This is a genomic window from Streptomyces sp. NPDC026206 (genome assembly GCF_040638465.1).
Lineage (GTDB): Bacteria > Actinomycetota > Actinomycetes > Streptomycetales > Streptomycetaceae > Streptomyces.
Genome location: NZ_JBEZYL010000001.1, coordinates 166,248 through 180,716 on the forward strand (window position 1 = coordinate 166,248; position 14,469 = coordinate 180,716).

Below are 14,469 nucleotides of genomic sequence, written 5' to 3' on the forward strand. Positions count from 1 at the left end.
CCGCAGAAGGAGTTCACCCCACCATGCCCCTCTACGACTACGTCGTCATCGGCGGCGGCACCGCCGGCTCCGTCATCGCCTCCCGCCTCACCGAGGACCCCGGTGTGAGCGTCGCCGTCATCGAGGGCGGCCCCACCGACATCGACCGTGAGGACGTCCTGACCCTGCGCCGCTGGCTCGGCCTGCTCGGCGGCGACCTGGACTACGACTACCCCACCACCGAGCAGCCACGCGGCAACTCCCACATCCGGCACAGCCGCGCGCGCGTGCTGGGCGGCTGCTCCTCGCACAACACCCTCATCTCCTTCAAGCCGCTGCCCGGCGACTGGGACGAGTGGGCGGACGCGGGGGCCGAGGGCTGGGACGCGGAGTCGATGGACCCCTACTTCGCCCGCCTGCGCAACAACATCGTCGCGGTGGACGAGAAGGACCGAAACGCCATCGCCCGCGACTTCGTCGAGGCCGCCCAGCAGGCGGCCGGCGTGCCGCGCGTCGAGGGCTTCAACAAGGAGCCGTTCCACGAGGGCGTGGGCTTCTTCGACCTCGCCTACCACCCGGAGAACAACAAGCGTTCCTCCGCCTCCGTGGCCTACCTGCACCCGTTCCTGGACCGGCCCAACCTCCACCTCATGCTGGAGACCTGGGCCTACCGGCTGGAGCTGGAGGGCTCCCGCGCCAAGGGCGTGCACGTGCGCACCAAGGACGGCGAGGAGATCTACGTCGAGGCCGGGCGCGAGGTGCTCGTGTGCGCCGGCGCCGTCGACACGCCCCGGCTGCTGCTGCACTCCGGCATAGGCCCCAAGGCCGACCTGGAGGAGCTCGGCATCCCCGTCGTCCACGACCTGCCGGGCGTCGGCGAGAACCTGCTCGACCACCCCGAGTCGGTCATCGTGTGGGAGACGGACGGGCCGATCCCCGAGAACTCGGCGATGGACTCCGACGCCGGCCTGTTCGTGCGCCGCGACCCGGCCTCGAACGGCCCGGACCTGATGTTCCACTTCTACCAGATCCCCTTCACCGACAACCCCGAGCGCCTGGGCTACGAGAAGCCCGAGCACGGCGTGTCGATGACGCCCAACATCCCCAAGCCGCGCAGCCGCGGCCGGCTCCACCTCACCAGCGCCGACCCGGCCGTCAAGCCCGCCCTCGACTTCCGCTACTTCACGGACGAGGAGGACTACGACGCCCGTACGCTCGTCGACGGCATCCGCATCGCACGCGAGATCGCCAAGGCCGAGCCGCTGGCCGGCTGGCTCAAGCGCGAGGTCTGCCCGGGCCCGGACATCACCTCCGACGAGGAGATCAGCGAGTACGCGCGCAAGGTCGCGCACACCGTCTACCACCCGGCGGGCACCTGCCGGATGGGCGCCGACGGAGACGAACTCGCCGTGGTCGACCCGCAGCTGCGCATCCGCGGCCTGGAGGGCATCCGCATCGCCGACGCGTCCGTCTTCCCGACGATGCCGGCCGTGAACCCGATGATCGGTGTGCTCATGGTGGGGGAGAAGTGCGCCGAACTGCTCTCCCGGCCCACGACCGTAGGAGGTGAGGCATAAAGTGCCTGCCGCCGATACGAACGCAGCGACCGAGCCCACCGAGCCCACCGAGTCCGTCTGCACTGCCGCCGACACCGTCTTCTCCGTCCGCAACCTGTGGAAGGTCTTCGGGCCCAAGGCCGAACGCGTGCCGGGCGGCCCGTTGGCCGACCTCACGACCGAGGAACTGCGGGAGCGGACCGGCTGCACCGTCGCCGTGCGCGACGTCTCCTTCGACGTCCGCAAGGGCGAGTGCTTCGTGGTCATGGGCCTGTCCGGGTCCGGCAAGTCCACGCTCGTCCGCTGCCTGACCCGACTCATCGAGCCCACCAGCGGCACCATCGCCATCGACGGCGAGGACGTGTGCGGCATGGACAAGGGCGCCCTGCGCGAGCTGCGCCGGCACCGGGCCGCCATGGTCTTCCAGCACTTCGGGCTGCTCCCGCACCGCAGCGTCCTCGACAACGTCGCCTACGGGCTGGAGATCCAGGGCATCGGCAAGGCCGAACGCCGCGACCGGGCCGCCGCAATGGTGGAGAAGGTGGGCCTGGCGGGCATGGAGGCCCGCCGCCCCTCCCAGCTCTCCGGCGGCCAGCAGCAGCGCGTCGGCCTGGCCCGCGCCCTGGCGGCGGACCCCGAAGTGCTGCTGTTCGACGAGCCGTTCAGCGCGCTGGACCCGCTGATCCGCCGCGACATGCAGGAAGAGGTCGTACGGCTGCACCGCGACGAGGGCCGCACGATGGTCTTCATCACCCACGACCTGAGCGAGGCGCTGCGCGTCGGCGACCGGATCGCGCTGATGCGCGACGGCCGGGTCGTGCAGTGCGGCACCCCCGAGGAGATCGTCGGCTCCCCGGCGGACGACTACGTACGCGACTTCGTCCGGGACGTGCCGCGCGAACAGGTGCTGACCGTGCGCCGCGCCATGCGCCCGGTCAGCAACTCCGGCGAGGCCGAGGCCGGCCCCGCGCTCAACCCCGCCACGACCGTCGCCGACGCCATCGAGGCCGTGGCCCGCACGGGCGGCCCGGCCCGCGTCGTCGAATCAGGCCGCTGCCTGGGCATCGTCGACTTCAGGAGCCTGCTGAACATCGTCGCCGGCCTGGACCGGGTGCAGCCCCTGAAGAGGGCCGTCGCATGAGCAGCGTGACCACCACCGCCCCCGCACAGGTGGCCGCTCCGCCGGGCGCGCTGCGCACCGCCCTGCGCCGCCCGGCCGCCCGCAAGCTCCTGCTGCTCGGCGCGGTCACCGCAGCCCTGGCGCCGTTCGCCACCGCCCACTGGGGCAGCGGCATGTGGCCGTCCGAGCTCACCGTCGCCCTGGACGGCCCGCTCGGCAGGGCCAACGACTGGATCATCGACAACCGCGACAGCCACTGGCTCTTCCTCTACTTCTTCGGGCACATCAGCAACGCGATCATCTCCGCGGTGCACGGGGTGTACGTGGTGCTGCTCGCCCTCGGCTGGGCGGGCGTGACCGCCGGGGCCTCCCTGCTGGCCTGGCGGCTGGCAGGCGCACGAGCAGCACTGACGGCAGCGGTGTCGTTCGCCGTGTGCGGCTCGCTGGGCATGTGGGTGCCGACGATGCGCACGCTCGCGCTGATGATCGTCGCCGTCGCGGCGTCGGTCGCCGTGGGCGCCCTGCTCGGCCTCGCGGCGGGCCTGTCGGACCGCACCTTCCGGGCGCTGCGCCCCGTGCTGGACACCATGCAGGCCCTGCCCGCCTTCGCCTACCTGCTGCCGGTCGTCCTGGTCTTCGGGATCGGCGTGGCACCGGCCGTCCTGGCCACCGTCGTCTACGCGGCACCGCCGATGGCCCGGCTCACCGCGATGGGACTGCGCGGCACGGACAAGGGCGTGCTGGAGGCCGTGGACTCCCTCGGCGCCACCGGGCGGCAGCGCCTGCTGACGGCACGGCTGCCGCTGGCGCGGCGCGAACTGCTCCTGGGTGTCAACCAGACCATCATGATGGCGCTGTCGATGGCCGTCATCGCCTCCGTCATCGGCGGCGACGGCCTCGGCGACCGCGTCTACCAGGCCCTGTCCACGGTAGACGTGGGCAACGCCCTGGCAGCAGGCATCCCCATCGTCCTCCTGGCGATAGTCCTGGACCGTACGACCGCGGGCGCCGCTCGGTTGTGGGCAATCGTTCCGCAGGGCGGAACGGGTGGGCACAACCGACCACGGACCCGCACCCGAACGGCCGCCACGTGGGCGGTCGCTGTCGCCGCCGTCGTGGCCCTCGGCCGTCTCGTCGGCACATCGTGGCCGAACACCTGGACCGTGACCATCGCCGCCCCCGTCAACGACGCCAAGGACTGGATGGTCGACCACCTCTACTCCGGCGTCCCCGGCATCGGCGGCACCGCCGACTGGGCCGCCCACTACACCGGCTGGGTCCTCGACCCGCTGCGCGACGGCCTCCAGGCGCTGCCCTGGTGGGGCGCGCTGGCGCTCGTGGCCGCCCTGGCCTGGCTGATCGGCACCTGGCGCACGGCCCTGACGGCCGTCCTCTCGCTGGCCGCCATCGGCGTGCTGGGCCGCTGGGAGCCCGCCATGGACACGCTCTCCCAGGTGCTGGCGGCCGTCGCCGTCACGCTGGTGCTCGGCTTCGCCGTCGCGGTCGTCGCGGCGCGCAGCCCACGCGTGGACCGGCTGCTGCGCCCCGTCCTGGACGTCTGCCAGACCATGCCGCAGTTCGTGTACCTGATCCCGGTCGTCGCCCTCTTCGGCATCGGCCGTGCCCCGGCCGCCGCCGCGGCGATCGTCTACGCGCTGCCCGCCGTCGTCCGCATCGTCAGCCAGGGTCTGCGCCAAGCCGACCCGGCGGCCCTGGAATCCGCCCGTTCGCTGGGCGCGACGGGCGGCCAGCAGCTGCGCCAGGTCCAGTTCCCGCTCGCCCGCGCCGAGTTGCTGCTGGCCGTCAACCAGGCCGTGGTGCTGGTGCTGTCGGTCGTCATCATCGGGGCGCTGGTCGGCGGTGGCGCGCTCGGGTACGAGGTCGTGTTCGGCCTGGCCCAGGGCGACCTGGCCACAGGGCTGGTGGCCGGCACGGCCATCGCCTGCCTGGGGCTGATGCTCGACCGGGTGACACAGCCGACGAAGGCGAAGGAGGCGAACTGAGATGACGCGCAAGGCACTGACCGTCCTGGCCGCCGTGGGCCTGCTGGCGACCGCCACGGGCTGCGGGGCGGCCGACATGACCAAGCAGTCCTCCCCGTACGCCAACGCGGCGGGCGACGGGAAGACCGTCACCCTCTCCGTGCAGTCCTGGGTCGGGGCGCGGGCGAACGCCTCCGTCGCCCAGTACCTGCTGGAGCACGAGCTGGGCTACCGCGTCGACACCGTCCAGGTCGACGAGGTCCCGGCGTGGGACGCCCTCAGCCAGGGCCGCGTCGACGCCATCCTGGAGGACTGGGGCCACCCCGACCAGGAGAAGCGCTACGTCCAGGACAAGAAGACGGTCTCCGACGGCGGCGACCTCGGGGTCACCGGCCACATCGGCTGGTGGGTCCCCAAGTACTTCGCCGACGCCCACCCCGACGTCCTGGACTGGAAGAACCTCAACAAGTACGCCTCCCAGCTGCGCGCCCCGGAGAGCGGCAGCAAGGGCCAGCTCCTGGACGGTTCCCCGTCCTACGTCACCAACGACAAGGCGCTGGTGAACAACCTGAAGCTCGACTACCAGGTCGTCTTCGCGGGCTCCGAGGCCGCCCAGATCACGCAGCTCAAGCAGTTCGCGAAGGAGAAGAAGCCCTTCCTGACCTACTGGTACGAGCCCCAGTGGCTCTTCAACGAGGTCCCGATGGTCGAGGTGAAGCTCCCCGAGTACACCGAGGCGTGCGCGGCGAAGGGGACCGAGGACCCGTCGACCGTCGACTGCGCGTACCCGACGTCGCCGCTGAAGAAGTTCCTCAACACCGGGTTCACGCACAAGGGCGGCAAGGCGGCCCGGTTCCTGAAGAACTTCCACTGGACGAAGGCCGACCAGAACGAGGTCGCCCAGATGATCGCCGAGGACAAACTCCCGGCGGACGAGGCCGCGAAGCGCTGGGTGCAGCGGCACCCGGAGAAGTGGAAGCCCTGGCTGGCCTGATGGCCCGGGGGCGGGGGCGGGGGCGGGGGCGAGGCGCCTCTGGGCCGGTCGAGTTCCACGGGGTCCCTCGGAGCCGAGGGACCCCGTGGGGCACGGTGGCCGTGGTCTCTGTCTTGCCCCTGCCACAGCGTTCGGGCGCCCGGCGCGCTGGAGCGCACCGGCCCGCGCGTCAGGGACGGTACGCGCCCGGTGCGAGCCGCGTTGTCACACCGATGCGGTTCCAGGAATTGATGGTGACGATGAGCGCGATGAGCTGGGCCAGCTCCTGCTCGGGGAAGTGGCGGGCGGCCCGCTCGTAGACCTCGTCCGGCACGAAGCCGTCGGTCAGGACGGTGATGGCCTCCGTGAGGGCGATGGCGGCCTGTTCCTTCTCGGTGTAGAAGCCGGTGGCCTCCTCCCAGGCGTTCAGGAGGTAGATGCGCTCCTCCGTCTCTCCCGCCTTGCGGGCGTCCTTGACGTGCATGTCGAGGCAGAACCCGCAGTGGTTGAGCTGCGAGGCGCGGATCTTGACCAGTTCGATGAGCGAGTGCTCCAGGCCCTGGCGGGACGCCTTCTCCAGGGCGAACATCGCCTTGGAGACCTCGGGGACGAGCTGGTGGAAGTTCATGCGCGGGTGGTGCGTGTGAGCGGTGCTGGTTGTCATGAAGCCGACGTTACGTTCCGGGTAGCCCATCGGTATGGTCCATTCCCATGGAGAGAACGTGGGCCACTTACGGCCTGGGCGGGGACGGGAGCACGGCCACGGCGACGGACAGGCCCGCGGCGACGGACAGGGCCACGGCGACGGACACGGACAGGGCTACGGCGACGGACACGGACACGGCGACGGACAGGGTCACGGCCGCCGATACGGCCGCGGCCGTCGGTGCGGATCTGCATCTCGACCTCGCGGGCCCCGGCGGGCGCGGGGTCCGCGCCGCGCTCACACGGGCCCTGCGGGAGGCCGTACGGTCCGGGCGGCTGGCCCCCGGCGTCCGGCTGCCCTCCTCGCGGTCCCTCGCCGTGGACCTCGGCCTGGCCCGCAACACCGTCGCCGACGCCTACGGCGAACTCGTCGCCGAGGGCTGGCTCACCGCCCGGCAGGGCTCGGGCACCCGGGTGGCGCGGCGCACCGCGCCCGTGCCCCGGCAGCCGGGCGCGTACCGCACCGCGCCGCACCGCGTGGCGGCACGCCCCGTGCACGACCTGCGCTGCGGCGCCGCCGACGTGTCCGCCTTCCCCCGCGCCGCCTGGCTGTCCGCCGCCCGCCGCGCCATGACCGCCGCCCCCCATGAGGCCTTCGGCTACGGCGACGGGCAGGGGCGCCCCGAGCTGCGCGCGGTGCTCGCCGACTACCTCGCGCGGGCGCGCGGAGTGCGCGCGGACCCCGAACGGATCGTGGTGTGCGCGGGCTTCACCCAGGGGCTCGCGCTGCTGGGGCGCGTGCTGCGGGGGCGCGGCGTGAGCGGGATGGGCGTCGAGTCGTACGGGCTCTGGGTCCACCACGAGGTCGTGGAGCGTGCGGGGCTCCGGCCGGTGCCGCTGCCGCTGGACGAAAGCGGTGCGGTCGTCGGCGGGTTGGAGAGCGGGGACGGGCCGGGAGCCGTTCTGCTCACCCCCGCACACCAGTTCCCCACGGGCGTCCCCCTGCACCCCGACCGCCGTGCGGCCGTCGTCGGCTGGGCGTCGCGCACCGGCGGGCTGATCGTGGAGGACGACTACGACGGCGAGTTCCGCTACGACCGGCAGCCCGTGGGCGCCCTCCAGGGCCTCGCCCCCGAGCACGTCGTCTACTGCGGCACGGCCAGCAAGGCCCTGGCCCCCGGCGTGCGCCTCGCCTGGCTCGTCCTGCCGGAGCACCTGCTCGGCGACGTGGTCGAGCTCAGGCGCACGGGGGAGTGGGGGATCAGCGTGCTCGACCAGCTCACACTGGCCGAGTTCATCGACGCGGGTGCCTACGACCGGCACGTACGCTCCATGCGCCTGCGCTACCGTCGCCGCCGCGACCAGCTCGTCGCCGCCCTCGCCACCCACGCGCCCCACGTCCGCGTCACCGGCATCGCGGCGGGCCTGCACGTCGTCCTCGAACTGCCCCCGGGCACCGAGCGCTCCACCGTCCAGGCCGCCGCCTGGCGGGGCCTGGCCCTGGAGGGCCTGAGCCGCTTCCGGCGCCCGGCGGCCCCGCCAGCCCTGACAGCCGCCCCGGGCCCCGGGGACGGCCTGATCGTCGGCTACGGCACACCACCGGACCACGCCTTCTCCGGCGCCCTGGAGGCGCTGCTGAGCGTGCTGCCACCGGCGGACTGAAGGCGGCCCCGGCCCTGGCGTGGTGCCCGGCGTCCCCGCCGCACGGCTCGGTCCCTGGCCGGACCCCGGGGGCCCGCCGCTCCCTCGCGCGGTGGAGGAGGATACGCCGCGCGCGCGACGCGCTGCGGTACCTGCCGGGGCCAGGCTGACGGCATGCGAATGACGATCATGAAGGCGACCTGGCCCCGGTGGGCGGGGCGGGCGGCGTGTGTGTGGTCGGCCGCGTACGCGGTGGGGGCGGCGGTCGCGGCGCTCTGCCCGGGGTTCGCCTTCGGCTACGCGGCCGGGGGCGCCCTGCACGGCACCGCGACGGAGTGGGCACTGGCGGCCGCGTACGCGTCGGCGGCGGTGCTGGGACATGCCATGCTGCGGCGGCCCGGGCTGCGGTGGCCGCCCCGAGCCGCGTGGGCCGTGGCCGCGCTCGCCCTCACCTCGGGGTTCGGTTTCCTGTTCAGCCCCGCGCACGTGCTCGACCTGCTCTCCCGCAACCAGACCCCCATGGACTGGGCGGCCTGGGCCAACCAGGGGGTGGCGACCCTCGGCGCCCTCCTGTGGACCGGCACCGCCCTCGCCCACCGGCGGCACACGCGCGGCGTCTGCGGCCACTGCGGCGGACGCGGCAGGCGCACCGCGGTGGAGCGGCGCACCCGCGCCGGTTACCTCGCGGTGGCCGCCCTCGTCCCGTACACGGCCCTGAAGACCGCGTGGGCACTGGGCGCGACCGTGGGCTACACCGGCGACGGCGAACACCCCGGCATGGACGAGAAGTACGCCGGTGACCAGCTGATCTGGCTCTACGAGCACGGTGTCGACATCACCGCCGTCCTGGCCGTCACCGGCATGCTGCTCGCCCTCGCCCTGACCCTGCCCCGGGGGCGGCGCCTGCCGCGATGGCCCCTGCTCGCCCTCGGCTGGACGGGCGCGGGCGCACTGGCGCTGTTCGGGCCGTTCCTCCTCGTCTACGAGGTGCTCCTGTGGTCCGGTGTCGTCGACCAGGGCCCAGCCGGCCATGCCGGATGGGTCGTGGTCGTCGCCTACGGCGGCTTCTGCGCCTACGGCCTGGCCCTGGGCCGTGCCGCACACGCCTACGGCCTCGCCACCCGCCGCCGCTGCGCACACTGCCCGGCGTGAGCCTGAGCCGTGCGCGACACCGCCGGGGGGACCGTCAGCAGCACTGCATCGTGAACATCGCGCGGTCGAAGCGGCGTTCGGCCAGGTCCTCGGGGCGTATGAGCCAGTACAGTGCGCCGCAGTCGCCCCACATCATGTCGGCGTCGCCGTCCGTGTCGATCTGCGCGAGCAGCGTCCAGCGCTTCGCCTCTTCGTCGATGCGCGGGTCATTCCAGCTGGTCTCCCTGCCCAGCACGCCGTGGGCGATCTCGAACTCCACCGGGTTCTGCACGGGGTTGGCGTGGCCGCCGATGACGTGGTCGGCATCCCGTTCGAGGTCCCACAGCGCATCGAGGAAGTCCACGGCCTCCTCGGGGTGGCTGTTGTGGTCCTTCACCACACCGCCGGGCCACAGGGCCACCATCGTGTCCGGGTGCCAGGAGTCGGGCGCGGTCCACTCCAGCCGTGCGGTCAACGGGACCTCGGTGTACGGCTCGAACTCGACGTCCTCGTCGTCGACGACGGGCTGGGCGCGCTCGCTGATCTCGGCCCCGGCCGGGATGTACAGGACGCGGGCCCCCGCCCAGCTCTCCGGCTCGTCCGCCGCCACGTACGCCTCGCAGTCGTCGATCTGACCGTCGAAGTAGAAGAACGCCAGCGTCCCCTCGGTGGGCAGCGGTATGTCCAGGGCACCTGAAGGCAGCGCCGCGCAGTCGACGGAAGCGACGAACGTCAGCGGCCCGTGCCCCTCCCACACCGGCCACTCCACCCCCTCCGGCAGCGCGGGCAGCCCGCCGAGCCTGCCGACCACCACGTCCTCCGGCCCCGGCTCCGGCACCGCCACCAGGCGGGCGGCGGGCCGCAGCAGGCCGATCCACCGCTCGGCGATGCGAGAGGGGAGGTGGGTCCGGGCGAGGTCGTGCAGCGGCGATACGGACGCGTTCTCAGTCATGCCGATGATGATGCACGGCACCACTGACAATCCGGCCCGGCGTCAGATCCTCGCAGGTGCCGACGGCTTCCCGAGCGCGGCTCTGACGGCCGCCATGCCGCGTTCGGTGGCGGCGACGGCACCGGAGACGTCATGCCCGGCCGCGGCGTCGCTACGGCAGCCGCGGCACGCCGTCTCGTCGCCCACCGGCCGGAACATGCGGCCACCGCAGGTGCCTGTACAGGCCCGCAGGGGCTCGGGGCGCGGCGCCCGTTCGGGGAGCGGATCCGGCATCTTCCTGGTCAGGCGGTCACGGGTGATGCCCGCGGGGGAACGGACGATGCCGGGGAGATCCGCGGTCAGCGCCTCGCGGAGTTCGGCGAGGGTGGCGCCGCGCTCCAGCCACTGTGCCGCCAGCGGGGCCAGCGAGCGGATGTCCCGGCCCGACAGACGCAGTCGGCGCTCACCGCGGACCACCGACGCGAGGGCGTCGGCACCGCGCTCGCTGAGCGGGTGGGGAGGGTGGGGAGTCTGCTCCGCAGTCTTTTCTTGGGGACGGCCGACGGCCCGGACCGTCGGCCCACCGACGGCCGGTGGGACGGCCGTCGGCGGGACATCTCCGGTGCCTGCGCCGCCGTCCCGCACCGCCAGCGCCTCCGCCGCCGTCAGCGGGACGTTGGACACCAGCTGCGTGGTGGACCAGCGCCCCCTTGGGCCCGGGCGGCGCCACTCGTGGACGTAGCCCTCCGCCTTCAGCTCGCGCTTGGCTCGCATGAAGGCCGTCTTCTTGATCCCGGCCCGGCGGGCGGAGTCCGACAGCGATTCCTCGGCGCTGGGCGAGAGTGAAAGCTGCCAGGTCAGAAGGCATTTGGCGTCGGAGGACAGGCGGGGGTGGCGGATGATGTCGTTCGAGATCTGAGTGAAGAAGCGCGCGGGCGCGATAACATGCCGGAACATTCCGGGGGATTCCTAGTCTCCTTCCGGGTGTAGACCCCCGCCCGGTGTTCCTAGCACCGCCGGGGGTCGCTTCGTATGCGGTACGAAGCAACCCGATGCGCCGCAACGTACGCCATACGGACGGCCCTGCGCGGGCGTTTGGGTGTTCCAACGCCCGTACGGTTACGAGCAGATCAGGTGTGCGACCGCGGGGCGCGGACCGCGCGCTCCTGTTCCGGTTCTCAGCGTCGGCCTGCGGGTCTACGCTCGCCAGGAGTAACGGTTTTCGCTGCGCAAGACGGAAACAGGTGAAAATGCATGCCTGCGCCCAAGGTACTTGATCCGTCCAGTTCCCTTACCGCCCTGTACGGGGCGAAGCTGCGCAAGCTCCGCGAACGAGCGGGCCTGACGCAACGCCAGCTGGGCGAGAAGGTGCACCTCACACACAGCCGCATCGCCAAAATCGAGCTGGGCGTGGAGCGGGCTCCGCAGGACGTGTCTGATCGGCTGGACGAGGTCCTTGACGCGGACGGTGATCTCTCCGACCTGTGGGGCTGCCTCAATCGGCTCCCGTTCTCGGATTCCACGCGCAAGTACATGCAGTACGAGGCGAAGTCCGTTGCCATTCACATGTACCTGGCCCATTGTGTACCCGGCCTGTTGCAGACAGAGGCGTATGCACGTGAGGTGATGCGTTGCGGGCAGCCGTGGTGTACGGCTGACGAAATTGAGGAAAAGGTGGCCGCGAGGATCGCCCGGAAGGGAATCCTGGAGAAGGCCGAAGCCCCTCTGCTCTGGGTCGTGCTCGACGAGGCGGTCATCCGGCGACCGGTCGGTGGCCCTTCGGTCATGGGTGAGCAGCTGGAACATGTACTGGCCGTATCGAAGGCGACGAACGTCGAGATTCAGGTGCTGCCGTTCGCCGCCGGGGCGCACGCCGCCCTCGGGGGATCGCTGACCTTGATGTCGTTCGATAACGGCCCGGATATGGCCTACCTCGAAGGTGACGCCTGGAGTGAGATGGTGAGGGATCGGAAGTCGGTGGCGCGACATTCCCACCGCTACGATCTCGTGCACGCTGCGGCACTCACACCAGCCGCCTCAGTCACCTGGCTAGAGAAGGCAGTGGAGGAACTGAGCACATGCAGACCATACGAGCCGACCTGAGTACCGCCGACTGGCGTAAGTCGACCTACAGCAACGGGCAAGAGGCGTGCCTCGAAGTCGCCGACAACTGGCGCAAGTCAACCTATAGCGCAGCTCACGAAGAGTGCCTCGAGGTGGCGGCCAACTGGCGCAAGTCCACGTACAGCGATAGTCACGAAGAATGCCTCGAAGTCGCCGACAACATACCCACCGGCGTCATCCCCGTCCGCGACAGCAAGAACCCCGCAGGCCCCGCCCTCTTCATCGAGGCCGGGGCCTGGTCCGCGTTCGTGGCCGCCCTCAAGGCTGGAGGAACGTGTTCTGACCCGCGCTGATCTGCCAGCCGTGGTCGAGGTCGCCGCAGGCGGCGTCAGCTGGCCCGGGCCGGCTCCAGCAGTTCGCCGACACCTTCCACAGACGCGGTGCCGGGCGAAGACGGGTACGAGGCCGTGGACCAGGGCCACGCAGCGCGGAGCGCCGATGCGCTGCGCCATGGTGAGGGCCTCGGAGGCTGCGACGGCGGCCTGGTCGATGTCGCCGGACTTCAGGAATGCTCCGGCCTTAGGTGAGGAAGACAAGCCTGTGTCCGATCTCCGCAGCCTGAGGCATCCGAGGGCAGCGACCAAGCTGTGGTTGTCATGAAGGGATGAGCCATGGGCATCGCGCATCGGCCACCTTGAGTATGTTCGCGTCGTTAGTCGGCCGGAAAGTGTTGGCTGATGGCTGATTGAGAGCCTTGCGGCAGCCCGTCAAGCCGTATGCTCGATGCCGTCTGATTGGACGGATAAGAGCGCGCAGTGCACGAATGCGGAGTGTGTCCTAGGAGTTTCACCCGACGCTTTGTCCGCCTTGGGGGGCATCATGAAGAAGTCTTTCCGAAACGTGGCCCTGACATCCGCCGCGCTCACCTTTGCGCTTTCCTTTACGCAGCCCGCCGCTGCGAACTATCGAAATCTCGATGCCCGCCAGTGTGATGGCTGGGGTTGGAACTTTCAGTTGTTCTACAACCGAAATCTCACCGGTGCCTCTGCTGCCTTTGGCTACGATGAGGAAAATTTTGGGGTTCCTGACACCAATCTCGGTCCCTACAGATTCTGCAGCGACGGCAACGGGTCAGGAGCCGTGGTAAAGAATGCCGCAGCATCGGCGCGGAACAGGACCCAGCATAATGCGACCGTTTACTACAACAGCTGGTTCCACGGAAAGTCCGACGTAGTGGAGACCCAGGAGAATCTCGACAGCACTTTCAACAACAACGCTTCCTTCCAATTCACCGATTAAGCCCGCGGAAGGTTCACCCCATATCGGAGCTGTGAAGTAGGAAGGTTGGACTAGGAGTGAGCATGAAAACAGATCGCACCTTGGGGCTCACTGCGTTAGGCGCCGCCATCGTGTTGGGTGCTGCTGGCTATCTCATCACAGGTGGCGAAGAAGGTGGCAAGAACATCCGACAAGTCGAGTCGGCAGCAGACACCTCTCACATCTCCGGAGACGGCCATTGGAAGCTTCCCGCTGAGGCTTACCTGCCCAACAAGGAACAACGAAAACTGATCGCACATGCTCGTGGGATTGCAATCGAGCAGTGCATGAAAGGTAAGGGTTTCTCTTACCGCGCTCCCTCGAGCATACCCCTGCCGGACGACGGCACGGGAAACCTGACAGACGGCCGCTACGGCATCCACGACCGCGCGAAGGCAGCCAGGTTTGGTTACCACCCGGACCCGGAACTGCAGGTGCAACGAGCCAAGGCGATGGACGCCAGCTCAAAGTCATTCAAGGCTTCCCCCGAACCGGAACGCCGAGCCCTCATGGGCTCTACCTCTTCAATGAACGACGGATGCGTTCAAGAGGCCAAGCAGAAGTTCGCAGGCACCTCCGCGCAGAATAGTCGCGCGGTGAAGATCGCGAATGAGGCATACGACCAGGCCAAGGCCGACGTTCGAGTCAAGCGCGTGTTCGCTGGCTGGGCAGCATGCATGCACAATCAAGGGTTTTCGTACAGCGAGCCGATGCAGGCCAACGACGACGTTAAGTTTGCGACCCGCACGCCGACAGAGCAGGAAATCAAAGCTGCTGTGGCCGATGTCGACTGCCGCGTCCGCAACGACGTGAACAAGGTTTGGTACGAAACCGAGAAGGATTACCAGAACCGTCTCATTTCCAGGAGCTCCGACGAGCTAGAGATGACTCGCCGACGCGTCGCGCACAGCGTCTCCGAGGCGCGTAGCCTGATCAAAGGCTAATCGAAATCAAGCGGGTAGAGCACCGACCGCGTGATTCTCTACTCATTTTGAATCCGTCGGGACGTTGAGGCCCTGGTTCACGCTGTCCTGGACAGCCGACGATCTGAGCCATGCGCACGGCAGACGGCATGGGCATACCTCAAAGGGATTCAGCCGCTGTTGGTCGGCGGGTCATCGAGAAGTTGA

At 70.1% G+C, this 14,469-nt stretch carries 13 protein-coding genes; 10 read left to right on the top strand and 3 right to left on the bottom strand.

Translation table 11 applies throughout. The annotated features are described in order from the left end of the window. Positions 1-23: 23 nt before the first annotated feature. The 4 genes from AB0F13_RS00750 (at position 24) to AB0F13_RS00765 (ending at position 5,631) form a co-directional block, all read left to right on the top strand. Positions 24-1,556 (top strand): GMC oxidoreductase, encoded by a 1,533-nt coding sequence (locus AB0F13_RS00750; RefSeq protein ID WP_362072911.1) that lies wholly within the window; start codon positions 24-26, stop codon positions 1,554-1,556. Positions 1,557-1,650: 94 nt separating this feature from the next. Further along, positions 1,651-2,676: a glycine betaine/L-proline ABC transporter ATP-binding protein gene (locus AB0F13_RS00755; RefSeq protein ID WP_362074403.1), complete on the top strand. Its 1,026-nt coding sequence runs from the start codon at positions 1,651-1,653 to the stop codon at positions 2,674-2,676. Further along, positions 2,673-4,658: an ABC transporter permease subunit gene (locus AB0F13_RS00760; protein ID WP_362072914.1), complete on the top strand. Its 1,986-nt coding sequence runs from the start codon at positions 2,673-2,675 to the stop codon at positions 4,656-4,658. The genes AB0F13_RS00755 and AB0F13_RS00760 overlap by 4 nt, the downstream gene beginning before the upstream one ends. A gap of 1 nt (position 4,659) precedes the next feature. Beyond that, the gene (locus tag AB0F13_RS00765; RefSeq protein WP_362072917.1) at positions 4,660-5,631 is read left to right on the top strand and encodes an ABC transporter substrate-binding protein; all 972 of its coding nucleotides are present in this window, start codon (positions 4,660-4,662) and stop codon (positions 5,629-5,631) included. Positions 5,632-5,800: 169 nt separating this feature from the next. Here AB0F13_RS00765 and AB0F13_RS00770 read toward each other — a convergent pair whose 3' ends face one another. Beyond that, positions 5,801-6,274, bottom strand: coding sequence for a carboxymuconolactone decarboxylase family protein (locus tag AB0F13_RS00770; protein ID WP_362072919.1), 474 nt, complete (start codon positions 6,272-6,274; stop codon positions 5,801-5,803). Between the two features lie 47 nt (positions 6,275-6,321). Between AB0F13_RS00770 and AB0F13_RS00775 the strand changes: the two genes are divergently transcribed. Next, positions 6,322-7,917 (top strand): PLP-dependent aminotransferase family protein, encoded by a 1,596-nt coding sequence (locus tag AB0F13_RS00775; RefSeq protein ID WP_362072921.1) that lies wholly within the window; start codon positions 6,322-6,324, stop codon positions 7,915-7,917. Between the two features lie 153 nt (positions 7,918-8,070). After that, positions 8,071-9,048 carry a hypothetical protein gene (locus tag AB0F13_RS00780; protein WP_362072924.1) on the top strand — a complete coding sequence of 326 codons (978 nt, stop codon included), beginning with the start codon at positions 8,071-8,073 and terminating at the stop codon, positions 9,046-9,048. A gap of 34 nt (positions 9,049-9,082) precedes the next feature. Here AB0F13_RS00780 and AB0F13_RS00785 read toward each other — a convergent pair whose 3' ends face one another. After that, positions 9,083-9,979 carry a YwqG family protein gene (locus AB0F13_RS00785; protein ID WP_362072927.1) on the bottom strand — a complete coding sequence of 299 codons (897 nt, stop codon included), beginning with the start codon at positions 9,977-9,979 and terminating at the stop codon, positions 9,083-9,085. Between the two features lie 42 nt (positions 9,980-10,021). Next, positions 10,022-10,915, bottom strand: a complete 894-nt coding sequence (locus AB0F13_RS00790) for a hypothetical protein (protein ID WP_362072930.1) — start codon at positions 10,913-10,915, stop codon at positions 10,022-10,024. Between the two features lie 297 nt (positions 10,916-11,212). On the opposite strand from AB0F13_RS00790, the gene AB0F13_RS00795 reads away from it, so the two are divergent. From AB0F13_RS00795 to AB0F13_RS00810, 4 genes are all read left to right on the top strand, one after another. Further along, on the top strand, positions 11,213-12,061 hold the full coding sequence (locus tag AB0F13_RS00795; protein WP_362072933.1) for a helix-turn-helix transcriptional regulator: 849 nt from the start codon (positions 11,213-11,215) through the stop codon (positions 12,059-12,061). Beyond that, positions 12,037-12,375 (top strand): DUF397 domain-containing protein, encoded by a 339-nt coding sequence (locus AB0F13_RS00800; RefSeq protein WP_362072936.1) that lies wholly within the window; start codon positions 12,037-12,039, stop codon positions 12,373-12,375. Before AB0F13_RS00795 ends, AB0F13_RS00800 begins: the two co-directional genes overlap by 25 nt. Positions 12,376-12,922: 547 nt before the next feature. Next, positions 12,923-13,321 (top strand): peptidase inhibitor family I36 protein, encoded by a 399-nt coding sequence (locus AB0F13_RS00805; RefSeq protein WP_362072939.1) that lies wholly within the window; start codon positions 12,923-12,925, stop codon positions 13,319-13,321. A gap of 62 nt (positions 13,322-13,383) precedes the next feature. Next, the gene (locus AB0F13_RS00810) at positions 13,384-14,283 is read left to right on the top strand and encodes a hypothetical protein (protein WP_362072942.1); all 900 of its coding nucleotides are present in this window, start codon (positions 13,384-13,386) and stop codon (positions 14,281-14,283) included. Positions 14,284-14,469 lie beyond the last annotated feature (186 nt).

Coding starts and splice junctions, on each gene's coding strand:
- AB0F13_RS00810 (WP_362072942.1), top strand. CDS start 13,384: ATGAAAACAGATCGCACCTTGGGGCTCACTGCGTTAGGCGCCGCCATC.
- AB0F13_RS00765 (WP_362072917.1), top strand. CDS start 4,660: ATGACGCGCAAGGCACTGACCGTCCTGGCCGCCGTGGGCCTGCTGGCG.
- AB0F13_RS00790 (WP_362072930.1), bottom strand. CDS start 10,915: ATGTTCCGGCATGTTATCGCGCCCGCGCGCTTCTTCACTCAGATCTCG.
- AB0F13_RS00795 (WP_362072933.1), top strand. CDS start 11,213: ATGCCTGCGCCCAAGGTACTTGATCCGTCCAGTTCCCTTACCGCCCTG.
- AB0F13_RS00785 (WP_362072927.1), bottom strand. CDS start 9,979: ATGACTGAGAACGCGTCCGTATCGCCGCTGCACGACCTCGCCCGGACC.
- AB0F13_RS00750 (WP_362072911.1), top strand. CDS start 24: ATGCCCCTCTACGACTACGTCGTCATCGGCGGCGGCACCGCCGGCTCC.
- AB0F13_RS00760 (WP_362072914.1), top strand. CDS start 2,673: ATGAGCAGCGTGACCACCACCGCCCCCGCACAGGTGGCCGCTCCGCCG.
- AB0F13_RS00775 (WP_362072921.1), top strand. CDS start 6,322: ATGGAGAGAACGTGGGCCACTTACGGCCTGGGCGGGGACGGGAGCACG.
- AB0F13_RS00800 (WP_362072936.1), top strand. CDS start 12,037: ATGCAGACCATACGAGCCGACCTGAGTACCGCCGACTGGCGTAAGTCG.
- AB0F13_RS00780 (WP_362072924.1), top strand. CDS start 8,071: ATGCGAATGACGATCATGAAGGCGACCTGGCCCCGGTGGGCGGGGCGG.
- AB0F13_RS00770 (WP_362072919.1), bottom strand. CDS start 6,274: ATGACAACCAGCACCGCTCACACGCACCACCCGCGCATGAACTTCCAC.